Genomic DNA, 19,380 nt, shown 5'->3' with positions numbered 1-19,380 from the left:
TCCAATGGACACCCTCTTCACCAACGGCGCCATCTTCGACGGCCACACCTACCGTCCCGGCTGGTCAGCAGCAATCCGCGCCGGCCGAATCCTGGCAGCCGGACCCGGGGACGGGCGGCGGGGCGGTGTGGCGGGGCGAGACTCCGCGACCGCCAGCGATGTCTGGGACGAGTTCAGGGGTTCGGATGTGGAAGTGGTTGATCTGGAAGGTGGGTTGTTGTTGCCGGGGTTCGTCGACGCTCATGTGCATCCGGTGCAAGGCGGTCTGGAGCGAGCTCGGTGCGACCTCTCCCACGTGTCCGGGCGCCACGCGACGCTCCGCACCATCGCGGCGTACGCCGAAGCCAATCCCCACCTCGACTGGATTCTCGGCGGTGGCTGGCATCAACCCGACTACACCGGCGGAACCCCCACCGCGGCCGACCTCGACGCGGTCCTCCCCGACCGCCCTGCCTTCCTCGTCAACGCCGACCACCACGGCGCCTGGGTCAACTCCCGCGCCCTCAGCCTCGCCGGCATCGACGCCCGTACGCCGGATCCCGCCGACGGCCGCATCGAACGCGCCCCCGACGGCACCCCGACCGGCACCCTCCACGAGGGAGCAATGGACCTGGTCGGCCGCCTCGTCCCACCAACCACCCACGAGGAGCAGGTCGCCGCCCTCCTCAACGCCCAGGCGTACCTCCACTCCCTCGGCGTCACCGGATGGCAGGACGCGATCCTCGGCGACTACGCGAACCTGTCCGACTCGACCCCGGCGTACGTCGAACTGGCGCGCGACGGCCGCCTCACCGCCCGCGTCAACGGCGCCCTCTGGTGGCGCCGCGACCTCGGCGCCGAGCAGATCCCCGGGTTGCTGGAGCGCCGGGCAGCGCTGCAATTCCCCCGCCTCCAAGCGCGCAGCGTCAAAATCATGCAGGACGGCGTCGCCGAAAACTTCACCGCCGGCATGCTCGACCCGTACTACGACGGCTGCGGCTGCCGCACCACCAACACAGGCCTCTCTTTCGTCGACCCGCGTGCCCTCGGCGAGCACATCACCGCCCTGGACGCTGCAGGCTTCCAAGTCCACGTGCACGCAATCGGCGATCGCGCCGTCCGCGAAGCACTGAACGCCTTCGAAGCCGCCCGCAAGACGAACGGCGCCAGCGACGGAAGGCATCACATCGCCCACCTGCAAGTCATCCACCCCGACGACATCAGCCGCTTCGCCGAGCTCGAAGTCGCCGCGAACATGCAGGCACTCTGGGCAGTCCACGAGCCACAGATGGACGAGTTGACGATCCCGTTCCTCGGTCCGGAGCGCACGAACTGGCAGTACCCGTTCGGCGATCTGGCCCGCTCGGGTGCCCGGCTCGCGGCCGGCTCGGACTGGCCGGTGTCGAGCCCGGACCCGCTGGCCGCAGTACAGGTTGCTGTGAATCGGCACACCGGTGATGGCGAGTACGAGGCGTTCCTGCCGGAGCAGGCGCTTGACCTGGCGACGGCGCTGGCGGCGTACACGTCCGGGAGTGCGTGGGTGAACCATGCCGACGAGACCGGGCGGATCGCGCCGGGCATGCTCGCCGACCTGGCCATCCTCGACCGGGACCCCTTCACCCAACCTCTCGACGAGATCGGTGCGGCGAAGGTAGTTGCGACCTATGTCGCAGGAGAACGTGTCTCCGGCGCGTGAATCCGTTGTGGATCGCCGGAAGGCCTACCGAATTCGTTGCGACTGCGATTAGGCTCGCGGCCATGCAGACGCTCTCGAATCTTGTGGACGGCAAGCCGGCCGGCGCGCTCGGCGGTGCGACGTACGACGTGATCGACCCGACGACCGGTGAGGTCTACGCGCAGGCGCCGAAGTCGGGCCCGGAGGATGTCGACCAGGCGATGCGGGCAGCGGCCCGGGCCTTCGAGAGCTGGCGGGACACGACGCCGGCGGACCGGCAGCGGATGTTGCTGAAGATCGCGGATGCGCTGGAGATGCGGTCGGACGAGTTCACCCGGGTGGAGAGCGAGAACACCGGCAAGCCGCTCGCGCTGACCGCGAGCGAGGAGCTGCCGCCCTGTGTGGACCAGTTACGCTTCTTTGCCGGCGCCGCGCGGGTACTGGAGGGGCGGTCGGCCGGGGAGTACCTGGCCGGCCACACGTCCTGGATCCGGCGCGAGCCCATTGGTGTCGTCGGTCAGGTGACGCCGTGGAACTACCCGTTGATGATGGCGATCTGGAAGATCGCACCGGCGCTCGCGGCCGGGAACACCGTCGTGCTGAAGCCGAGCGACACCACACCAGCCTCGACAGTGCTGCTGGCCGAACTGTGCAACGAGTTCCTGCCGCCGGGTGTCTTCAACGTCGTCTGCGGAGATCGCGACACCGGGCGCGCGCTGGTCGATCACGAGATCCCGCAGCTCGTCGCGATCACCGGGTCGGTCCGGGCGGGCATGGAGGTCGCGTCGGCCGCGGCACGACAGTTGAAGCGCACGCATCTCGAGCTCGGCGGCAAGGCTCCGGTGGTCGTCTTCGACGACGCCGACCTGGAGGCCGCCGCGGAAGCGATCGCCGGCGCGGGCTACTTCAACGCCGGCCAGGACTGCACAGCCGCGACCCGAGTCCTTGCGGGCCCACGCATCCACGACGACTTCGTCGCAGCCCTCACCGAGCAGGCGCGATCGACCACGACCGGCCGCCCCGAGGAGGAGGTCGCGTACGGCGCCCTGAACAACGCCGACCAACTCCGCCGGGTCAAGGGCTTCGTCGACCGGCTCCCTGACCACGCCGCCCTGCAAACCGGCGGTAGTGCGGTAGGCGACCGCGGCTACTTCTACGCCCCCACAGTCGTCTCAGGGCTGCGGCAGGACGACGAGGCGATCCAGCAGGAGATCTTCGGCCCGGTCATCACCGTCCAACGCTTCACCGACGAGGACGAAGCCCTCCGCTGGGCGAACGGCGTCGAGTACGGCCTGGCCTCCTCGGTCTTCACCCGCGACCACGGCCGCGCGATGCGCATGGCCCGCCGCCTCGACTTCGGCTGCGTCTGGATCAACACCCACATCCCGATCGTCGCCGAAATGCCCCACGGCGGCTTCAAAAACTCCGGCCACGGCAAAGACCTCTCCATGTACGGCCTCGAGGACTACACCCGCATCAAACACGTCATGTCGAACATCGAGCTCTAGTAGGAGTCGAGGCGGGTGATTACCTGGTCGAAGACGGCTTGCTGGTGTTCTTTCGGGCTGTAGAGCACCAGTTCGTCGAAGCCGATGTTGCGGTAGCGGTCGACGAGACGGGCGAATCCGTCGACCGATGCCCACGGGTCGATCTCGCCGTAGGCCAGTAGCACCCGGCGGATCTTCCGGCCGCCGAGGCCCTCGTCCAGCAAGCGCACCCGCTCGACGGACTTCGCGTAGAACTCCTCCTCGGCGGCAGCGCCGGGGAAGGTCACCCAGCCGTCCGCGTGGGCCGCGACCACCGCAAGCGCCCGCGGAGCGTTCGCCGCGACGATCAACGGCAGCCGCTCCTGCACCGTGCCCGGCGACATCGCGGCCAGCGTATATGGGTAATACGGACCGTCGTGGTCGCTCACATCGCCCGACAGCAACCGCTCCACCACCGCCACGAACTCGGCCAGCCGGTCCGTCCGCTCACGCGCGGTCCAGCTCGGCGTACCGGCCATCCCGTGGTCGGTCGGCCAGACGCCGGAACCGATGCCCAGGTCGAAGCGCCCGCCGGAAATGTGGTCAAGCGTCGTCGCCTGCTTCGCGAGCAGCGTCGGGTGCCGGAACACCATGTTCGCGATCAGCAACCCAACCCGGATCTTGGTCGTGGTCGCCGCCCACCCGGAAATCACAGTCGGCCCGTCGTGCACCGGAATCGCGGCGTCCCGCGGATTGCGCAGGTTGTCACCCGTCCACAGCCCGCCGAACCCCGCCGACTCGGCAACCCCCGCCCAGTACGCCGCGTCGTCCCACCCCGCCGGATTCACCTTGAGCCCGAACCGCATGCCGTCCCCTCCAGAAGTTCTAGTGGTCTACTCAGTTTGCTTTACCGACCAGAGCCAGGCAGCCAGAGTAGGCACATGGCCCTCGATCCCTCCGACCCCTCCATCATTGTTCGATGATCGACTGGATCACCGCATGACCCACCTAGCCTTCGACGGCGGCCAGTCAGCCCTCCGCCTCCGAGTCCTCCCAACCCGCACCACAGCCGAAGGCCCCGGCTACACCCACGGCACCAACAGCCTCCAACAAACCCTCAACGCAATCCGCCACACAGCAGAAAAGGCAGGCTGGCCTGGCCCAGCCTCCGGTGGCTCGCGGGGCGGCGAGGCCAACGATGTCTTTCAAGCGGTCGAGGTTGTCGCTCTCGGTCTCACCGGGTTTCCGCAACAACCGGAGAAGGCGAAGGAGCTTGCTGTGGGTGTCTGTGAGCTGTTTCAGGCGGATGAGGTTCGGTTGACTCAGGACATGGTGACGGCTCATGCGGGGGCTTTGCCGGATGGGTACGGGGTGGTGGTTGCTGGTGGCACCGGGTTGGTGTGTCTGGCGGTGGATCGGGATGGGTCGTGGCACAAGGTGGACGGGCACGGGTACCTGTTCGGCGACGCCGGCAGTGCTTTCGCGATCGGTCGCGCCGGACTCGCCGCAGTACAGCGGGCAAGAGACGGCCGCGGTCCAGTGACCAGCCTCGCCGAGACGACACTCGACCCGATCGCCCTCTACTCGTCCCCAACCCTCGTGGACGACGTCGCCCGCTTCGCGCCCGAAGTACTGCGCGCTGCCGCCGCCGACGATCTAGTTGCCCAAGGCATCGTCCAGCAAGCAGCCGTCGACATCGCCGAAACGATCACCACCGCAGTAGACCGACTGGCCGGCAACGACCCAGTACCGGTCGCCTGCGTCGGCGGCCTCTTCTCCGGCGCCGGCGAACAACTCGCTGAGCCAGTGCGCCAAGCGCTAACCCCCCGCGCCCGCCTCACCGCGCCCGCCGGCAACTCCCTCGACGGTGCCGAGCGCTTGGCGACATCACCACCCGGCCCGTACGCCGAACTGCTCGTGATCCACCGCCCGCAATGAACAGGGACAACTCATGTCGATCATCAAGCCAGGCACCCTCGTGGTCTCCTGCCAGGCCGACCCAGGCAACCCGTTCCACTCGCCGGAGGCGATGGCCCTGATGGCCCGCGCGGCGCAGGCCGGTGACGCCGGAGCGATCCGCGCCAACGGAGCCGAGGACATCGCCGCGATCCGCGCCGTCACCGAGCTGCCGATCATCGGCCTCAACAAACTCGGCGACCCCAGCGGAGTATTCATCACCCCGACGTTCGAGTCGGCCGTCGAAGTGGTCGAGGCGGGCGCAGATCTCGTCGCGCTCGACGGCACCCTGCGGCCGCGCCCCGACGGGCAAACCCTGCGCCGCCAGATCGAACGCGTCCACGGTGAGCTCGGCGTACCGGTGCTGGCTGACGTGGACAGTCTGGAGGCCGGTCTCGCGGCGCGGGCCGACGGAGCGGATCTGGTCGCCACCACGCTGTCCGGCTATACGGATGCGAGCACCCCCATCGGACCAGATGTCGACCTGGTCCGCCGGCTGGTCGCCGAGCTGGACTGCCCGGTGATCGCCGAAGGACGGATCCGTACGCCCGACGACGTCCGGGCCGTGTGTGCGGCAGGCGCGTACGCCGTCGTCGTGGGCCATGCCATCACCGACCCGACGGACATCACCGCGCGCCTCGTCGGCGCGATCCCGCGCGGCTGATGTCCCGGAAAGGCGCTATCTGATCACGCAGGGTTTGACGGAGGCCGCTGTGACGCAGGGTTGTCACAGTGAATTCACCGGACCATTCCGATCCTCCCCGTGCCGGCGGTCTACTGGAGACTCCACCGGCAGCTCAGCACCGGCCTGACCGCGGGAGCGTTGACATGAACGAATTGCTGCTGGCCGCGGTGTCCCTGGACGTGACGCCACCCCCCGGCCATCGTCTCGACGGCTATGCGGCCCGCGAGGGGGTTGCCACCGGTACTGCGGATCCGTTGCGCGCGACGATGATCTGGCTCAGTACGGCGGACTCGCCCGGGGTGCTCTGGTTGAGCCTGGACGCGATCGCGGTCGGCACGTCGCTCGCGGCCGAGCTTTCCGCGGCGGCCGGCGCTGCGGCGGGCATCCCGCCTGAATGCGTGCTGGTGTGTGCCTCCCACACCCACTCCGCGCCGGCGGGCTGGACCGGCGAGATTCATCCGGTCATCCCGGCCGAGCGAGAGGCCGCGCTGTACGAGGCACTCGCCGCTGCCGTCGCCTCCGCCTCGCTGGAACGCCGCCCGGTCCGCGCCTCATGGCGCTCGATCGAGGTGATCGGCGTCGGCACCAACAGACATCGGCGCAACGGTCCCCACGACAACACCGCCGGGATCCTGGCCCTGCACTCGCTCGCCGATGACTCACTCGCCGCGGTCCTCCTCGACTTCGCCTGCCACCCCACGACGTACGGCCCCGAAAACCTCCTGTACTCCGCCGACTGGCCCGGCGCAGCCCGCAAAGCCCTAGCCAACCTCGCCCCTGCCCCTCCCGGCGGCGCCCGCCCCGCCCCCGGCGCCACCGCTCCCCCCGCCAGCGCTCCGCCTGCCGCCGCTCCGCCTACCGGCGCCGGCCTCGTTCCCGGCGCCACCGCCTTTCGTCCCGAGCCGGTTGTCGGTTTCCTCCAGGGAGCGGCAGGCGACGTGAGTCCTCGCTTCACCCGCCAAGGCCGCGGCGCCCCCGAGGTCGAACGTCTCGGCGGTCTCCTCGCGGCTCGCGTCGCCGAAGCACTCACCGAACCAGGCCTCGACCTACCCTCCGTGGCTCCAACCATCCGCCGTACGACGGTCAGCCTGAAGGTCCGCGACCTGCCGACCCCGATGGAGTTGGAAGCCAGCGTGGCGACCGCCGAAGCCGATATCCACGGCGGCATCGACCACCCGGCCCAGCGCATCGCGCAAACCCGCCTCGACGGCGCCCGCGGCCAAGCGCGAATGGCAGCTGCCAACCTCCCGCCCGCGCTCGACCTCCCGATCAGCGTCGTCAAACTCGGCGAGGTCGCCTGGGTCCACCTCCCAGTCGAACTCTTCGCCAGCCACGGCTGCTACCTCCAGACCGACAGCCCGCACCCCATCACCCGAGTCATCGGCTACACCGACGGCTACTTCGGCTATGTAGTAGACCCCGACGCCGCCCACCACGGCACCTACGAAGCCCTCATCACGTACTTCGACCAGCCGGCCACCCAGGAACTACTGGTAGCAGCCACCAAACTCCTGGCCGATCCGAGTTAGATCGCGAGTTCTGGCTGGAGCTTCTTGGCCGGCCAGACTCGTTGTTTGCGGGCTGCCAGGGAGGAGAGGGTCAGGCCGACTGCGAGCCAGGCTGCCAGGACCAAGAGGTCCTTGGGGATGCTGTTGCCGGGTCCGCCGTACATGAGGTGGCGGACGCCGTCGATGGCGTAGCTCATCGGCAGGACGTGGTGGAAGAAGTAGAGCGGTGCCGGGATCGTCTGCCACGGGAACGTACCGCCCGCGCTGACCAGCTGGATCACCATCAGGACCAGGCCGAGGAACTTGCCCACGGCCCCCAGCCAGGCGGACAGAGCGTGCAGGATCGCGACGAAGGTCAGCGACGTGAGCATCAGGTAGCCGACCGTGAGCCAGGGGTGCGCGGTGTCGATCCCGAGTCCGAAGATGACCGCGGTGAACACCAGCGCCGCCTGGATCGCGCCGAAGATTGCAGGAGGCAACCAACCGCCGAGGGCGACGCGAACCGGTGCCTGCAGGCCGGCGAGTGCTCGCGGTGACAGCGGCCGGACCAGCAGGAAGAGGACGTACGCGCCGATCCAGCAGGACAGGCTGAGGAAGAACGGCGCGAGTCCCGCGCCGTAGCTGTCGGCGGTCGCTTGCGAGGAGTTCCTCAGTCCGACCGGTGCGCCCAGCGTCTCGGCAACCGCCTTGCGGGCTTGAGGAGACGGGTCCGGAATCTGCTTCGCGCCGTTGGTCAGTGCGGTGTTCAGGTCCGTCGCGCCGGTCTTGAGTTTGCCGACTCCGGTCGCGAGGCTGTTGACGCCGGTCAGCAGTTGGCCTTGCCCAGTGACCGCTTGGCGTTCACCGGCCGCGAGTTGCGTGGATCCGGCGTGGAGAGTGCCGATGCCGCTCTTCAGCCGGGTCGCGCCGGTGCTCAGCTGCGAAGCACCCGTGGAGGCGTCCTTGATTCCGCTGGTCAGCGCGGGTGTCGCGTTGGCGAGCGTCTCGGCTCCGGTGGCGACCTGCCGGGCACCCGTCGCGAGCTGGTTCAGCTGCTTCGAGGTCGACTGGATCTTCGTGTTCGCGGTAACCACCGGTGCGCGCAGCTTCGCGGTCTCGGTCAGCACCTGGTTGATCTGCGTCTGCGTGAAACCGCGAGCCTTGAGACGGGCGGCGAGGCCTGCGTCGAGCGTGCTCAGGTCCGTGACCAGGGTGCTCGAGGCGGTCGCGACCTCCTGGCCGATGCCCGCGATCTTCTCGTTGCCATCAGCAACTTGATCGGCGCCGTTGGCCAGCTTCCGGGTGTCGGCGGGCAAGGTGGCCGTCTTGTTCTTCAGCGTCGTCAGGCCGGAGCTCAACTGGCCTGCGCCGGTCGCGAGGCTGTCAGCGCCCTTCGCTGCCTCGCCGAGGCCGGTGTCAAGTTTCGTTGCTCCGGCGGACAGTTGCTGTTGCGCGGTGTTCAGCTGAGTTGCACCGGTCTGGAGCTTGCCGACTCCGGTGGCAGCTGAGGTGAGACCGCTCTGCAGTTGCCCGGCGCCGCCGGCCGCCTTGGTGATCTGGCCGTGGATCGTGCTGAACCCGGCCAGCAGCTTGCTCGCCGCGGTCTCGCTGACCTGCGCGGCGACCGACTTGGTCACCTGCGCGACGACCTGGTTCGCGATCGTGTGGGCGAGGTAGTTGTTCGCGTCGTTGGTCAGCAGTTCGAGATTCGCCTGCCGCGGCTGGAACTCGGCACTCGACGCGAGATCCGCGGAGAACGTCTTCGGCAGCACGAGCGCGAACTCGTACTTCCCGTTCCCGACCCCCTCCAGCGCGTCGGCGCGATTCACCCGGTGCCAGTCGAAGCTCTTCGAGCTCACCAGCTCGTCGGCGACCTGCGGGCCGACCGACAACTTCTCGCCGGTCGACAACGTAGTACCGGCGTCTTCCACGACGACCGCGGTGGGGACCTTGTCCAGCCGGCCGTACGGGTCGTGGTTGGCGTACAGGTAGAGGCCGCCGTACAGCATCGGGACGCACAGCAACGCAACCACGGCCAGCTTCGGCAACCGCCCCGCGGTCAACCGCCGCAGCTCACTCATCGCCATCCGGATCGAGGTCATGCCAGGTCCTTCTTCGTCTCGTCGACTACGTCAGCCACCACAGGCTCTTCCGGTACTACGTCGTCCGCGGGCGCCTCCTCAGGTACTACGTCCTCCACCGGCTCCACCGGCTCCACCGGCTCCACCGGCTCCACCGACTCCTCGGGCTCCACCGGCTCCTCGGCCACGACCGGCCTCCCCGGCTCCTCGGGCTCCACCGGCTCCTTGGCCTCCATCGGCTCTTCGGCCATCACCGGCTCTTCGGCTACCTCGGTGGGCTCTTCCGTGGTTTCGATCGGTGTTACGGGTTCCACCTGCACGGGAGCGGGCGGGCTGACTGAGCCGAGTTGGGCTGCTTCGACTCCGAGGAGTCGTGCCGACGCGTCTGCGCAGGTGATGATCACCCCGTACCCGCGGGACGCCAGGTCGCGCCCGAGCTCGTACCACTCGTGCGGATCCCCACCGAGCCGGTCCGGCATCGTCAGGATGACCGCCTTGACGTCCGGCCGAGCCACGGTGAGCTCTGCGAGCAGCTTGGTCCGCACACTCACCGGCAGGTGCTCGAACCGCCGGTCAGCGAACCCGGCCCACCCGTGCTGTTCCAACCACTCCAGGACGGACTTACGTCCAGCCTTCTGCCCAGCGATCGCCAGCTCCTCGCCGACGACGGTCTGGACCGGCAGTGCGTCATCAGGCTCAGTGATCCCCGGCGCATCGACGACGGCCACCCGGCGGCGCAGTACGCGACCAGAGGTCTCGCCGTCCAGCTGTACGTCGCCACCGTCCGGCTTCAGCCGCCCGGACAGCCCCAGAGACACGGCGACGTGACCAGGGCCGGGGTAACCCGCCAGCAGTACCAGCTGGTGGTCGCCGACACTGACGGACGTCGGCTGCAGCATCGGCGCGTGCGGACCCCGCACGCTGATCGCGTGAGCCTTGAGCTCCATCCTGACAAACCCCGTTCAATACGGTTGTGTATTCAATACAGAACTGTATCCTACTGACATGGAACTGCCCAAGCGACGTCGCTCCAACACCCGGGCCCGGCTGCTCGAAGGTGCCCTCGAGGTGTTCGCCGAGCGCGGCTTCCACGGCGCCTCGGTGGAGGACATCTGCGACCGGGCCGGCTTCACCCGCGGCGCGTTCTACTCGAACTTCGGCTCCAAGGACGAGCTCGTGCTCGCCCTGTTCCAGGCCACCACGGATCGCCTGCTGGAGCAGATCGCCGCGCTGTTGCCCGACCTTGCGAACCAGCCGGTGACCCTGCTGGACGCAGTACTGGGTCTGCTCGACGAGGCGGCGCCTGACCAGCGGCAGTGGCACCTGATCTCCACCGAGTTCACCCTGCACGCACTCCGGCACCCGGAGGCCGCGGAGGCGCTGAACCGGCAGCGGGCGATGTTCCGCGACCAACTGACCCGACTCGTCGAGGAAATCACCAAGGCCAGCGGGCTCCGGCTGAGCGTCCCGGCGCAGCAGTTCGTCCGACTGGTCATCGCGGTCCACGAAGGCGCCCGCGCGCAAACCCTGCTGGAGCCCGAGCAGCTCCCGGCCGGCACCCTCGAACACACCTTCCTCCCGATGGTCCTGGCGGCCGTCACCTGGACAGAGGGTGACTGAGGGGCGTGAAGCCTCGACATCGCGACTACGAGGTGTAACGTCGCCGGCAGGCTTCCGTCACTGAAGGTGGGCGCCTTGGGGAGCTGATCACCTTGAACCAAGGTGAACCGAGTCGGAGTGGCAGCGACACGTTGCTGGCCATCGACTTTCGCGAGGGCGTCGCCGGGGTCACGGTGATCCGCCTGATCGGAGTGCTGTCGCTGGCGGCCGTCCCGAAACTGCGGACCATGCTGCTGAAATGTCTCCGATCAGCCGACCGCCGTGGTGGTCGACCTGCAACTGGTCGCGATCCAGCACCCGGTCGCGCTGAACATCTTCGCGGTGGCGGCCCGGCAGGCGGCGATCTGGTCGGGAACCGAACTGGTCCTGATCTCCGGCCCGGCCCTGGAGGGCCGGTTGAAGTCCCGGGTCCGCGTGCTGGGTAACTTCGTTCGGATCTGCCCGAATCTCTCGGTGGCGCTGGCGGCGGTCCACCAGCCACCACTGCGGCGGTTGTCGGTGGAGTTGCTGCCATCCGGTCGGGTCGCCGCGAGCAGCGCGCGCCGGCACGTGGCCGAGCGCCTGAACCAATGGGACTGCGGCGTTCTCACCGAGGACGCCGTCGCGGTCGCCGCCGAGCTCGTCCACCACGTGATCCAGATCTTCGCCATCGAACCTGTCCTGCGACTCGAGCTCAGGCAGAGCCTGTTGACGGTCGCGATCGCCCACCGGCAGATCGCCGGTACGACGGACGAGGCGTCGATCGATCCGTTGAGCCGCCGCATCCTCACCGGAATCGCCCAGACCTGGGGAACCTCGGCCACCCAGACCGGCACCGTCGTCTGGTGCGTCCTGCGGGTCCCCGCCTAGCTGACCTTGATGTCCACGCTGTGCAGGCCGGTGGAGCCGTCGGGGGCGGGCGGTGCTTGGGCCTCGATCTGCGGGTTGCCCTTGGCATCGAACGCGCGGACCTGCAGGACATGGTTGCCCCGCGGCGCGTCCCAGGTCCAGTGCCATTGCCGCCAGGTGTCGATGGACGCGTCCGTCGCCAGCTCTGCTTGTTGCCATGGGCCACCATCGACGCGGACCTCGACCTTCGAGACGCCGACGTGCTGGTCCCACGCCACGCCGGCCACCGTCACCTGACCGGCCGTCGCCTTCGACCGCGGGACGTCGATCCGCGACGACAACTTGATCGGGCCGAGCTCCGACCAGCCGCGCGGCGTCCAGTACGCGTCGAACCGGTCGAACCGGCTCACCTCGATCTCGGTCAGCCACTTGGTCGCCGAGACGTAGCCGTACAGCCCCGGTACGACGATGCGCACCGGGAACCCGTGTTCCACCGGCAACGGCTGCCCGTTCATCGCGAAGGCGAGCATCGACTCGCGATCGTCGGTCAGCGCGCTCAGCGGCGTACCGGCGGTGAAGCCGTCCTGCGACGTCGACTTGATCGCATCGGCATCGGCGGCGGGCCCCGCCTCGGCCAGCAGGTCCTTCAGGAGGACGCCGGACCACAGCGCATTGCCGATCAGATCGCCACCGACCTCGTTGCTGACACACGCCAAAGTGACCCACTTGTGCACGACCTTGCGTTTCAGCAGGTCGTCGAAGTTCACCTCGACCTCGCGATCGACCATGCCGTGGATCCGCAGTTTCCAGTCGGCGGGCGTGATCAGCGGGACTGACAACGCAGTGTCGATCCGGTAGAAATCCTCGGTCGGCGTTGCCCACGGAACAGCCCCAGCAGCCTGTACTCCGGCCGGCGGGTCGAGGCTCGGCGGCAAGGGCAGGTTCAGCGCCTCGCGAGCCTCCGCGACGGCAGTGCGTCGCCCGCCGACGACCCGGCCCAGCGCGCCGGCCGCGACCGTTCCGAGTGCCACCCCGGCTGAGAGCTGCAGGAAGCCTCTGCGACTGACGCCGTCCTGCGGGTCAGTGACGAGACCGGACAGCCTGGTGGCGAAGAGCCTGAGGATCAGCAGCGCGGTGACCCCGGCGACGAACGACGGGACGAAACCGGTCTGGCCAGTGTCGGGCCGGGTGGCTGCTGCCAGGACAGCGAGACCTGCGAGCAGGATGACGACGGCCGCGCCCGTCCAGTACCGCAGTACGGCGAGAACACCGCCGACAGCGGCGAGGGCTAGCAGAACGATGAGGATGCCGGTCTTCAGCGCGGTCTTGTCGTGCGTTCCGAAGACGGAGATCGCGAGGTCCTTGAGCCACGGCGGGACGCGGTCGATGAAGGCCGAGCCGATCGCCACGACGGGCGACAGCCGGGTGCCGAGCAGAGCGGCTGCGACCGAGCCCGCGGCGAGGCCTGCGAGAGCGGCGAGAACTCCGCCGGCTGCTGACCTGAGAAAGAGTCCAGTCCGGTGGGAGCGCACGGGAGGGCTGTCGCTGGACACCTGCCGGACCAGAGGTTGGTTCACGGCTCAACGATCGCTCGGTGCGGCGCCAGGCACCAGCCAGACGCCGCATCCGTTAGTAGCGGGTAATGCTCTTGCTGAGGTCAGATCCGGTCGGCTGCGGACAGCGGACCGAGGTTGGGCCGGCCGTTGGGCCAGCGACGGGCGTTGTCGCGAACGCGACGGAGCTTGCCGAGGACGAGCTCCTGCTCGTCCGCCAGCTGGGACATCCACAGGCTGTCGATCTCCAGGAGGTGGTCCGGCAGCGCTTCGCGCAGCCGCCGCTTGCCCTCCTCCGTGAGAACCGCGTACGAGCCGCGGGCGTCGTCGGGACAGGGCTCCCGGCGTACCAGTCCGAGGTTCTCGGCGCGGTCGACCAGCCGGGTGATGCCGCCGGTGGTGACGGTCAGCTCCCGGGCGAGTGAGGTGAGACGCTGCTTCTCCCCGTGGCTACGGGCAAGCCGCAGCAACAGTTCGAACATTGCCATTTGCAGACCACTGCGCTTGAGGGAATGGCGCATCAGGTGATCGAGTTCGGCTGCTGCTTCGCGCAGCAGGCCGTACGCGGTGATCACGTCGCTTTCCCAGGGTTCGGCGGCGTGAGTGGGTTCTGCATCGGCGAGCGCTAGGGGCGAGCAAAGCGAAGGCGCGATGGTCATGCGCGGACTCTATTAGCTGACTAGGTCAGTTCGCTACACCGGGTGACCTATCGGCTACAGGTCGAGACGCAATCGATGGGTTATTGAGCGTGACAGAGGCGCTGCGGACAGCTACCTGTGGATAACTTCCGCGGCGCTCGCCCGATCTTTGCCAGGCTTTCCAGGGTCAGCAGCAGCCCGGGAACGTGGGGGATCCGATGAGTGAAACCGAAGACCAGTCACCGTTCGGCCGCGGCTTCATCGCAGCCGCCATCATCATTGCCGCCACCCTCGCCTGCGGCGCCGTCCTCCTAGCCACCGGCCCCTCCTCGGACGCGGGCAACCCAGCAGCGGCCCAGAGCCCAGGCACGGTCGACTCGCGCTCGGATGGCACGGCTCGAGGTGACTCGGCCCCAGCCGGCACGGGCTCCACCTCGGGCGCCTCGCAGTCCGGCAACCCGGGGTCGGGCGACCCACGGTCCAGCGACCCGGGGTCGGGCGACCCGGGCTCCAGCGACCCGGGCTCCGGCGATCCGGGCTCCAGCGACCCGGGGTCGGGCGACCGGGGCTCCGGCGACCCGGGCTCCGGCGACCCGGGCTCCACCGAGCCCGGGGGCTCGGTGGGGGTGCAGCCGTCCGGGGCTCGACCTTCCCAGCCCGGCTCCGACTCCGGGGCTACGGCTGGTCCGCAGTCGGCTGGTGCTTCGGGCGGTGGTGCGGAGCGGTGTCGGGTGAGGTATGGCGACCAGGGGGTCCCCTCGGGGAAGGGGCCGGGTGTGGATGGGTGGGAGGTTAGTCGTCGGGTGGTGGTGCCGCGGTCGGCGGCGTACGGGCCGGGGAAGACCGACAGCGACGGCTTCCGGCGGTGTTTTGCGCATTCGCCGACCGGTGCGGTCTACGCGGCGTACAACGTGATCGCCGCGCTGGCCGACCAGACCAAAGCCGTCGCGACTGCCCGCAAACTGATGCTGCCGGGTCGCGAGACGGACATCCTGATCGAGCAGTTGGCGACGGAGTCCGGCGACACGTCCTCGGAGCCGACGCAGCTGGCCGGCTATCGAGTGGTTGACGCGAGCCGCGACCGCGTCACGATCATGCTCGCGCTGCCCGTCGAATCGCAGTACATGAGCGCCACCATCACCCTCACCTGGTACGCCGGTGACTGGCGCCTGGTCCCACCCCCGAGCGGGAGCCCAGTCGGTGCGCCGTACTCGCAGCACCGTGACCTCGACGGTTTCGTGGCCTGGAGCGGTGTCTGATGTGCGGCCGACTCGATGTCGCCTGTCAGGTGAAGGAAGGCTTTCAGTCCGTCATCAGCAGTCAGTTCGACGCGCTGCTGGAGGACATGAACAAGGCCGCGCTCGAGAGCCTGCGCTCGCTGGCGACGTTCTGGATCAACCTCGAGAGCCCGACGCTCGCCACCGGCAGCGGTCAGGACTGGACCGCCAGCGGACCGGTCGCGTTCCTGCAGGAGCACGTCATCTGGGTGGCCGGCACGATCTTCGCGCTGGCGGCGGTGGTCGCGGGTATGCGGATCGCCTGGGAGCAACGCGCCGAGCCGCTCCGTGAGTTGCTAAAGGCAACGATGTTGTTCATGGCCGTATCGGCGGCCGGATCGGCAGTGTTGCAACTGCTGACGATGTGGTCGGACGAATTCTCGAAGTACCTTGTCACCAAGGCGTTGCCGCCCACATCGTCCTTCGACGGCGCCATGAAGAACCTGGTGATGGACGACGGAGTCGCGCAGAAGCTGCCGATCCTGATCGCGCTGTTCGCCGGCGCGACGGCGATGATCGCGTCACTCATCCAGATCGTCCTGCTCCTGATCCGCTCGGCCATGCTGGTGCTACTGGCCGGGACGTTCCCACTGGCGGCCGCCGCGACGAACACCGAGGCAGGCAAGGCGTGGTTCAAGAAGTTCTGCGGGTGGGCGCTGGCCTTCATCGCTTACAAGCCCGCCGCCGCATTGATCTATGCCGCAGCTCTCCGGATGAGCCATGACGGCATGATGCACCGGTCCGGCGACGGCCTGGTGCAAGTCCTCACCGGCCTGATGATGCTGGCCCTGGCCATCGTCGCCCTCCCGGCCCTACTCCGCTTCACCGTCCCCCTGACCGCAGCCGTCGCCGGCGGCGGCTCAGCCAGCGGCGCCGCAGTAGCCGACCCCGGCGGCCTAGCCACCGGAGCCATCAACGTCGCCCGCTCCCCCGGCCGCACCTCCGGCTCCGCCTCTGGCGGCGGAGGTGGCGGCGGGGGTGGAGGTGGCGGAGGTGGCGGAGGTGGCGGCGGCAGCCAAGCCACCGGCGCAATCGGCGTAGCAGCAGCCGGCGCAGGCGCCGCCCTAGCCGCCACCAAACAAGCAACCAGCGCCCTCTCCGGCGCAACCTCCCACTCAGCCGGCGAACCCGGCGGCGGCTCCCCCTCCGGCGGCGGCTCCCCCACCCCTCGCTCCGGAGGCTCCCGCTCCGGAGGCTCCCGCTCCGGAGGCTCTGGGTCAGGAGGCTCCCGCTCTGGAAGCTCTGGCTCTGGCAACTCGCACTCCGGCGGCGGATCCTCGGGCCCCCCAGGCGGCCCACCGCCTCCACCCCAACCCCCGCCCCCACGCCCACCCAAACCCCCGCACCCCTCCACCCACCCCTCAGATCCCCCCGACCTCCCCGGCCCCACCGGCAACTGGTAACCCACTCACCCCAACCCTGCTGGGCTCAGCCAGACCACAGCCCCACAGCCCGACTCCCGTCACGGGTTGTCGGCAGCGCCCACCACCGCGCCGGGCTGGCCAGCCCTGGCCCCGCTACGTCCGTGTCCTTCCGGCGGCCCGCCGACTGCGGTCGCCGCGGGTCTGCCGGGGTCGGCCTCGGCTGCTTGGCGCCGGAACCCTCCTGTGCGGTGGGTTGGGTGGGGCGACAGGATGGGGCCTATGGGTTTGCAGCGGATTGCTCTTGTTTCTGATGTTCATGGGAATCTGTCGGCGCTGGAGGCGGTGTTTGCGGATATTGAGCAGCGGGGCATCGAGCGGATCTTCAACCTCGGTGATTACGTCGGGAAGGGGCCGCGAGGTAGTGCGGTGGTGGATCTGTGCCGGGAGCGGTGTGAGGTCAACATCCTCGGCAACTGGGACGACTTCCTGCCCGATCCGGAGCGGACGCATGACAGCGACGGTCTGCGCTGGTGGAAGAACGAGCTGCGCGAAGACCAGTGGAGCTGGTTGCGTGCGCTCCCGTTCAGCTACGACTTCGTGCTCAGCGGCCGCCGGATTCGGCTCTTCCATGCTTCAGCGACGAGCGTGCACCGCCGCGTGCGCTTCGATCACGACGAGCAGGAGTTCCTCGGCATGTTCCAGAACACCGAGGCCACCGGCGACGGTCCGCTCCCGACCGTGGTCGGGTACGGCGACACCCACGACCCCTTCTACGAGGTCGACCTGGAACGCCGCACCCTCTTCAACACCGGCAGCGTCGGCAACAGCATGGGCGACCCCACCCCGGTCTACGTCATCCTCGAAGGCATCCCCGACACCCTGGACGAAGCCCCGTTCTCCATCCAGTTCGTCCGCGTCCCGTACGACGCCCCCGCCGAACTCGAAGTAGCCCGCTCCCTCGGCATGCCAGAACTCAACGGCTACGAAGCCGAAATCATCCACGGCATCTACCGAGGCAACATCTACGCCAACACCACCCCCACCTACCACCGCCGCCCCCACCCCACCCCCGCGATGGCCTCGGCGACGACATAGCCCCACAGCCGCAGCGCGGGCGTAGTACTAGGACCGGGTGAGGAGGGCTTCGGCGCCGACTGGTTTGTAATCGGCGGCGAGGAAGGTGCGGGTGGAGGCGGCGTTGCCGGGGCTTACCTGAGCCCAGATGTGGGCGTCGGGTGGGATGAGGGCGCGGGCGGCGAGGGCGAGGCGGCGGCCGTGGCCCTTCTCGCGGGACGCCTCGGGGACCTCGAGGGCGACCTCCAACCGGCCGGCCACGCCGCGACCGGTGAGGACCAACCCGCCGTACGGGTCGAGGTAAGCGCGGACATCGTCGCGGTAGCGCCAGGCTCTCTCGATGCGGGGGTGGCCGCGCTCGGTCAGTTCGACCAGGCCTTCGGTGGCGGCTCGGCGTTGGGCGGGGTCAGCGATCGCGGGCGCGAGCAACAGTTGGTCGATCGCGTTGACGCGGCGGCCCGTCAGCCCCTCCAACGCGTGCAGAAACGGTGGGTTCAGCGGCGCGGACAGATCGCCGTCCGGGATCAGGCCGGCGACCCACGACGGCGACACGTCCGCGGCGATCACGATGTGCGCCGTGAAGGCCGCCACGCAGAGTTCCCGCTCGGACGGCGCCGGTACGACGCTGATGCTCAGGTCCGGGGTGGGGAAGACGCCACCTTCGATCCCGCGCAGAATGTCAGCCAAAGTTGTCATCACGAGCCATTGTGGAGGAGACCCCTCCCGGCCCCGGCGACGGAGCCCGGCTCACGAGATGGAGGCGAACGTGCGCAAGCCTGAGCTGATCCGAGCCGTTGGGCTGCCCGATCGGGTGACGATCTACGAGGTCGGACCCCGGGACGGGTTGCAGAACGAGGACGCCGTCGTGGACGTGGCGGTGAAGGCCGAGTTCATCCAGCGGCTCGCCGCGGCCGGGCTGACCACCATCGAGACGACCAGTTTCGTCCATCCGAAGTGGGTTCCTCAGCTCGCCGACGCCGCCGAGCTCCTCAGCCGGCTCGACCTCCCGGACGGCCTCCGTACGCCGGTGCTGGTGCCGAACGAGCGTGGTCTCGACCGCGCGCTCGAGGCGGGTGTCAGCGAGATCGCGATCTTCGCCAGCGCGACCGAGACGTTCGCCGCCAAGAACCTGAACTCGACCGTGGATGGGCAGTTCGCCATGTTCACCCCGACCGTGCAGCGCGCGCTCGACAACGGTTTGGCCGTCCGCGGGTACGTCTCGATGTGTTACGGCGACCCGTGGGAAGGCGCCGTGCCGATCGACCAGGTGGTCAAGGTCGGCGCACGCCTGATCGAGCTCGGCTGTCACGAACTCTCCCTCGGCGACACGATCGGGGTGGCGACGCCCGGCCAGGTCATCGCGCTGGTCAAGGCGTTCGAGAGTGCGGGCGTCGGCGTCGGCAAGCTGGCCGTGCACTTCCACGACACCTACGGTCAAGCACTCGCCAACACCCTCACCGCGCTGCGGGAAGGCGTCACCACCGTCGACAGCTCGGCAGGCGGGCTCGGCGGCTGCCCGTACGCCGAGAGCGCCACCGGCAACCTCGCCACCGAAGACCTGCTCTGGCAACTCAACGGCCTCGGCATCGAAACCGGCGTGGACCTGGAAGCTCTGGTAGCCACCAGCACCTGGATGGCCACCCAACTAGGCAAGCCTTCCCCCAGCCGCGTAGTACAGGCCCTAGCCGGCTGACCCA

The 19,380-nt window shown here is 68.8% G+C and carries 17 protein-coding genes; 11 read left to right on the top strand and 6 right to left on the bottom strand.

Annotated elements, in window-relative coordinates; translation table 11 throughout:
* Nucleotides 1–4 precede the first annotated feature (4 nt).
* Together AB0F51_RS09355 and AB0F51_RS09350 are read left to right on the top strand one after the other, a co-directional pair.
* The gene (locus AB0F51_RS09355; protein WP_360276504.1) at nt 5–1,675 is read left to right on the top strand and encodes an amidohydrolase; all 1,671 of its coding nucleotides are present in this window, start codon (nt 5–7) and stop codon (nt 1,673–1,675) included.
* A 62-nt stretch (nt 1,676–1,737) separates the two neighbouring features.
* Nucleotides 1,738–3,162: a gamma-aminobutyraldehyde dehydrogenase gene (locus AB0F51_RS09350; protein ID WP_360276501.1), complete on the top strand. Its 1,425-nt coding sequence runs from the start codon at nt 1,738–1,740 to the stop codon at nt 3,160–3,162.
* Here the strand turns inward: AB0F51_RS09350 and AB0F51_RS09345 are convergent.
* Nucleotides 3,159–3,986, bottom strand: a complete 828-nt coding sequence (locus tag AB0F51_RS09345; RefSeq protein ID WP_360276498.1) for an LLM class flavin-dependent oxidoreductase — start codon at nt 3,984–3,986, stop codon at nt 3,159–3,161. The genes AB0F51_RS09350 and AB0F51_RS09345 overlap by 4 nt on opposite strands.
* A 133-nt stretch (nt 3,987–4,119) precedes the next feature.
* On the opposite strand from AB0F51_RS09345, the gene AB0F51_RS09340 reads away from it, so the two are divergent.
* The 3 genes from AB0F51_RS09340 to AB0F51_RS09330 all read left to right on the top strand — a co-directional run bounded on the left by AB0F51_RS09340 (nt 4,120) and on the right by AB0F51_RS09330 (nt 7,290).
* Nucleotides 4,120–5,058 (top strand): BadF/BadG/BcrA/BcrD ATPase family protein, encoded by a 939-nt coding sequence (locus AB0F51_RS09340; RefSeq protein ID WP_360276496.1) that lies wholly within the window; start codon nt 4,120–4,122, stop codon nt 5,056–5,058.
* 13 nt (nt 5,059–5,071) lie between these two features.
* Nucleotides 5,072–5,740, top strand: a complete 669-nt coding sequence (locus tag AB0F51_RS09335; protein WP_360276493.1) for an N-acetylmannosamine-6-phosphate 2-epimerase — start codon at nt 5,072–5,074, stop codon at nt 5,738–5,740.
* A gap of 164 nt (nt 5,741–5,904) precedes the next feature.
* Nucleotides 5,905–7,290 carry a hypothetical protein gene (locus tag AB0F51_RS09330; protein ID WP_360276491.1) on the top strand — a complete coding sequence of 462 codons (1,386 nt, stop codon included), beginning with the start codon at nt 5,905–5,907 and terminating at the stop codon, nt 7,288–7,290.
* On the opposite strand, the gene AB0F51_RS09325 is transcribed toward AB0F51_RS09330, so the two are convergent.
* Nucleotides 7,287–9,350 carry a YhgE/Pip domain-containing protein gene (locus tag AB0F51_RS09325; protein WP_360276488.1) on the bottom strand — a complete coding sequence of 688 codons (2,064 nt, stop codon included), beginning with the start codon at nt 9,348–9,350 and terminating at the stop codon, nt 7,287–7,289. The two genes, AB0F51_RS09330 and AB0F51_RS09325, sit on opposite strands and share 4 nt — an antisense overlap.
* Nucleotides 9,347–10,276 (bottom strand): hypothetical protein, encoded by a 930-nt coding sequence (locus tag AB0F51_RS09320; RefSeq protein ID WP_360276485.1) that lies wholly within the window; start codon nt 10,274–10,276, stop codon nt 9,347–9,349. The genes AB0F51_RS09325 and AB0F51_RS09320 overlap by 4 nt, the downstream gene beginning before the upstream one ends.
* A 58-nt stretch (nt 10,277–10,334) precedes the next feature.
* Between AB0F51_RS09320 and AB0F51_RS09315 the strand changes: the two genes are divergently transcribed.
* Together AB0F51_RS09315 and AB0F51_RS09310 are read left to right on the top strand one after the other, a co-directional pair.
* On the top strand, nt 10,335–10,949 hold the full coding sequence (locus AB0F51_RS09315; RefSeq protein WP_360276482.1) for a TetR/AcrR family transcriptional regulator: 615 nt from the start codon (nt 10,335–10,337) through the stop codon (nt 10,947–10,949).
* Between the two features lie 261 nt (nt 10,950–11,210).
* Nucleotides 11,211–11,798, top strand: coding sequence for a hypothetical protein (locus AB0F51_RS09310; protein WP_360276480.1), 588 nt, complete (start codon nt 11,211–11,213; stop codon nt 11,796–11,798).
* Here AB0F51_RS09310 and AB0F51_RS09305 read toward each other — a convergent pair.
* Nucleotides 11,795–13,354 carry a molybdopterin-dependent oxidoreductase gene (locus tag AB0F51_RS09305; protein WP_360276477.1) on the bottom strand — a complete coding sequence of 520 codons (1,560 nt, stop codon included), beginning with the start codon at nt 13,352–13,354 and terminating at the stop codon, nt 11,795–11,797. The genes AB0F51_RS09310 and AB0F51_RS09305 overlap by 4 nt on opposite strands.
* Before the next feature lie 80 nt (nt 13,355–13,434).
* The gene (locus AB0F51_RS09300) at nt 13,435–13,989 is read right to left on the bottom strand and encodes a MarR family transcriptional regulator (RefSeq protein ID WP_360276474.1); all 555 of its coding nucleotides are present in this window, start codon (nt 13,987–13,989) and stop codon (nt 13,435–13,437) included.
* A gap of 197 nt (nt 13,990–14,186) precedes the next feature.
* On the opposite strand from AB0F51_RS09300, the gene AB0F51_RS09295 reads away from it, so the two are divergent.
* From AB0F51_RS09295 to AB0F51_RS09285, 3 genes are all read left to right on the top strand, one after another.
* Complete coding sequence (locus tag AB0F51_RS09295; protein ID WP_360276471.1) at nt 14,187–15,227, top strand: hypothetical protein; 1,041 nt, start codon at nt 14,187–14,189, stop codon at nt 15,225–15,227.
* Complete coding sequence (locus tag AB0F51_RS09290) at nt 15,227–16,648, top strand: hypothetical protein (protein WP_360276468.1); 1,422 nt, start codon at nt 15,227–15,229, stop codon at nt 16,646–16,648. The genes AB0F51_RS09295 and AB0F51_RS09290 overlap by 1 nt, the downstream gene beginning before the upstream one ends.
* A 240-nt stretch (nt 16,649–16,888) precedes the next feature.
* On the top strand, nt 16,889–17,704 hold the full coding sequence (locus AB0F51_RS09285; protein ID WP_360276465.1) for a metallophosphoesterase family protein: 816 nt from the start codon (nt 16,889–16,891) through the stop codon (nt 17,702–17,704).
* A gap of 27 nt (nt 17,705–17,731) precedes the next feature.
* Here AB0F51_RS09285 and AB0F51_RS09280 read toward each other — a convergent pair whose 3' ends face one another.
* A complete protein-coding gene (locus tag AB0F51_RS09280; protein WP_360276463.1) occupies nt 17,732–18,379 on the bottom strand; it encodes a GNAT family N-acetyltransferase in 648 nt (215 codons plus the stop codon).
* 58 nt (nt 18,380–18,437) lie between these two features.
* Here AB0F51_RS09280 and AB0F51_RS09275 point away from each other — a divergent pair, with 58 nt between their 5' ends.
* On the top strand, nt 18,438–19,376 hold the full coding sequence (locus AB0F51_RS09275; RefSeq protein ID WP_360276460.1) for a hydroxymethylglutaryl-CoA lyase: 939 nt from the start codon (nt 18,438–18,440) through the stop codon (nt 19,374–19,376).
* Nucleotides 19,377–19,380: the final 4 nt, after the last annotated feature.

The sequence above is a fragment of the Kribbella sp. NPDC023855 genome, from assembly GCF_040639475.1.
Taxonomy (GTDB): Bacteria; Actinomycetota; Actinomycetes; order Propionibacteriales; family Kribbellaceae; genus Kribbella.
Note: the sequence above shows the minus strand (reverse complement) of the source record. Positions and strands in the feature narration are given on the sequence as shown.

What these genes read in the sequence shown, in the direction of transcription:
- AB0F51_RS09355 (WP_360276504.1), top strand. Translation starts at nt 5, where the DNA reads ATGGACACCCTCTTCACCAACGGCGCCATCTTCGACGGCCACACCTAC.
- AB0F51_RS09350 (WP_360276501.1), top strand. Translation starts at nt 1,738, where the DNA reads ATGCAGACGCTCTCGAATCTTGTGGACGGCAAGCCGGCCGGCGCGCTC.
- AB0F51_RS09345 (WP_360276498.1), bottom strand. Translation starts at nt 3,986, where the DNA reads ATGCGGTTCGGGCTCAAGGTGAATCCGGCGGGGTGGGACGACGCGGCG.
- AB0F51_RS09340 (WP_360276496.1), top strand. Translation starts at nt 4,120, where the DNA reads ATGACCCACCTAGCCTTCGACGGCGGCCAGTCAGCCCTCCGCCTCCGA.
- AB0F51_RS09335 (WP_360276493.1), top strand. Translation starts at nt 5,072, where the DNA reads ATGTCGATCATCAAGCCAGGCACCCTCGTGGTCTCCTGCCAGGCCGAC.
- AB0F51_RS09330 (WP_360276491.1), top strand. Translation starts at nt 5,905, where the DNA reads ATGAACGAATTGCTGCTGGCCGCGGTGTCCCTGGACGTGACGCCACCC.
- AB0F51_RS09325 (WP_360276488.1), bottom strand. Translation starts at nt 9,350, where the DNA reads ATGACCTCGATCCGGATGGCGATGAGTGAGCTGCGGCGGTTGACCGCG.
- AB0F51_RS09320 (WP_360276485.1), bottom strand. Translation starts at nt 10,276, where the DNA reads ATGGAGCTCAAGGCTCACGCGATCAGCGTGCGGGGTCCGCACGCGCCG.
- AB0F51_RS09315 (WP_360276482.1), top strand. Translation starts at nt 10,335, where the DNA reads ATGGAACTGCCCAAGCGACGTCGCTCCAACACCCGGGCCCGGCTGCTC.
- AB0F51_RS09300 (WP_360276474.1), bottom strand. Translation starts at nt 13,989, where the DNA reads ATGACCATCGCGCCTTCGCTTTGCTCGCCCCTAGCGCTCGCCGATGCA.
- AB0F51_RS09295 (WP_360276471.1), top strand. Translation starts at nt 14,187, where the DNA reads ATGAGTGAAACCGAAGACCAGTCACCGTTCGGCCGCGGCTTCATCGCA.
- AB0F51_RS09290 (WP_360276468.1), top strand. Translation starts at nt 15,227, where the DNA reads ATGTGCGGCCGACTCGATGTCGCCTGTCAGGTGAAGGAAGGCTTTCAG.
- AB0F51_RS09285 (WP_360276465.1), top strand. Translation starts at nt 16,889, where the DNA reads ATGGGTTTGCAGCGGATTGCTCTTGTTTCTGATGTTCATGGGAATCTG.
- AB0F51_RS09280 (WP_360276463.1), bottom strand. Translation starts at nt 18,379, where the DNA reads ATGACAACTTTGGCTGACATTCTGCGCGGGATCGAAGGTGGCGTCTTC.
- AB0F51_RS09275 (WP_360276460.1), top strand. Translation starts at nt 18,438, where the DNA reads ATGGAGGCGAACGTGCGCAAGCCTGAGCTGATCCGAGCCGTTGGGCTG.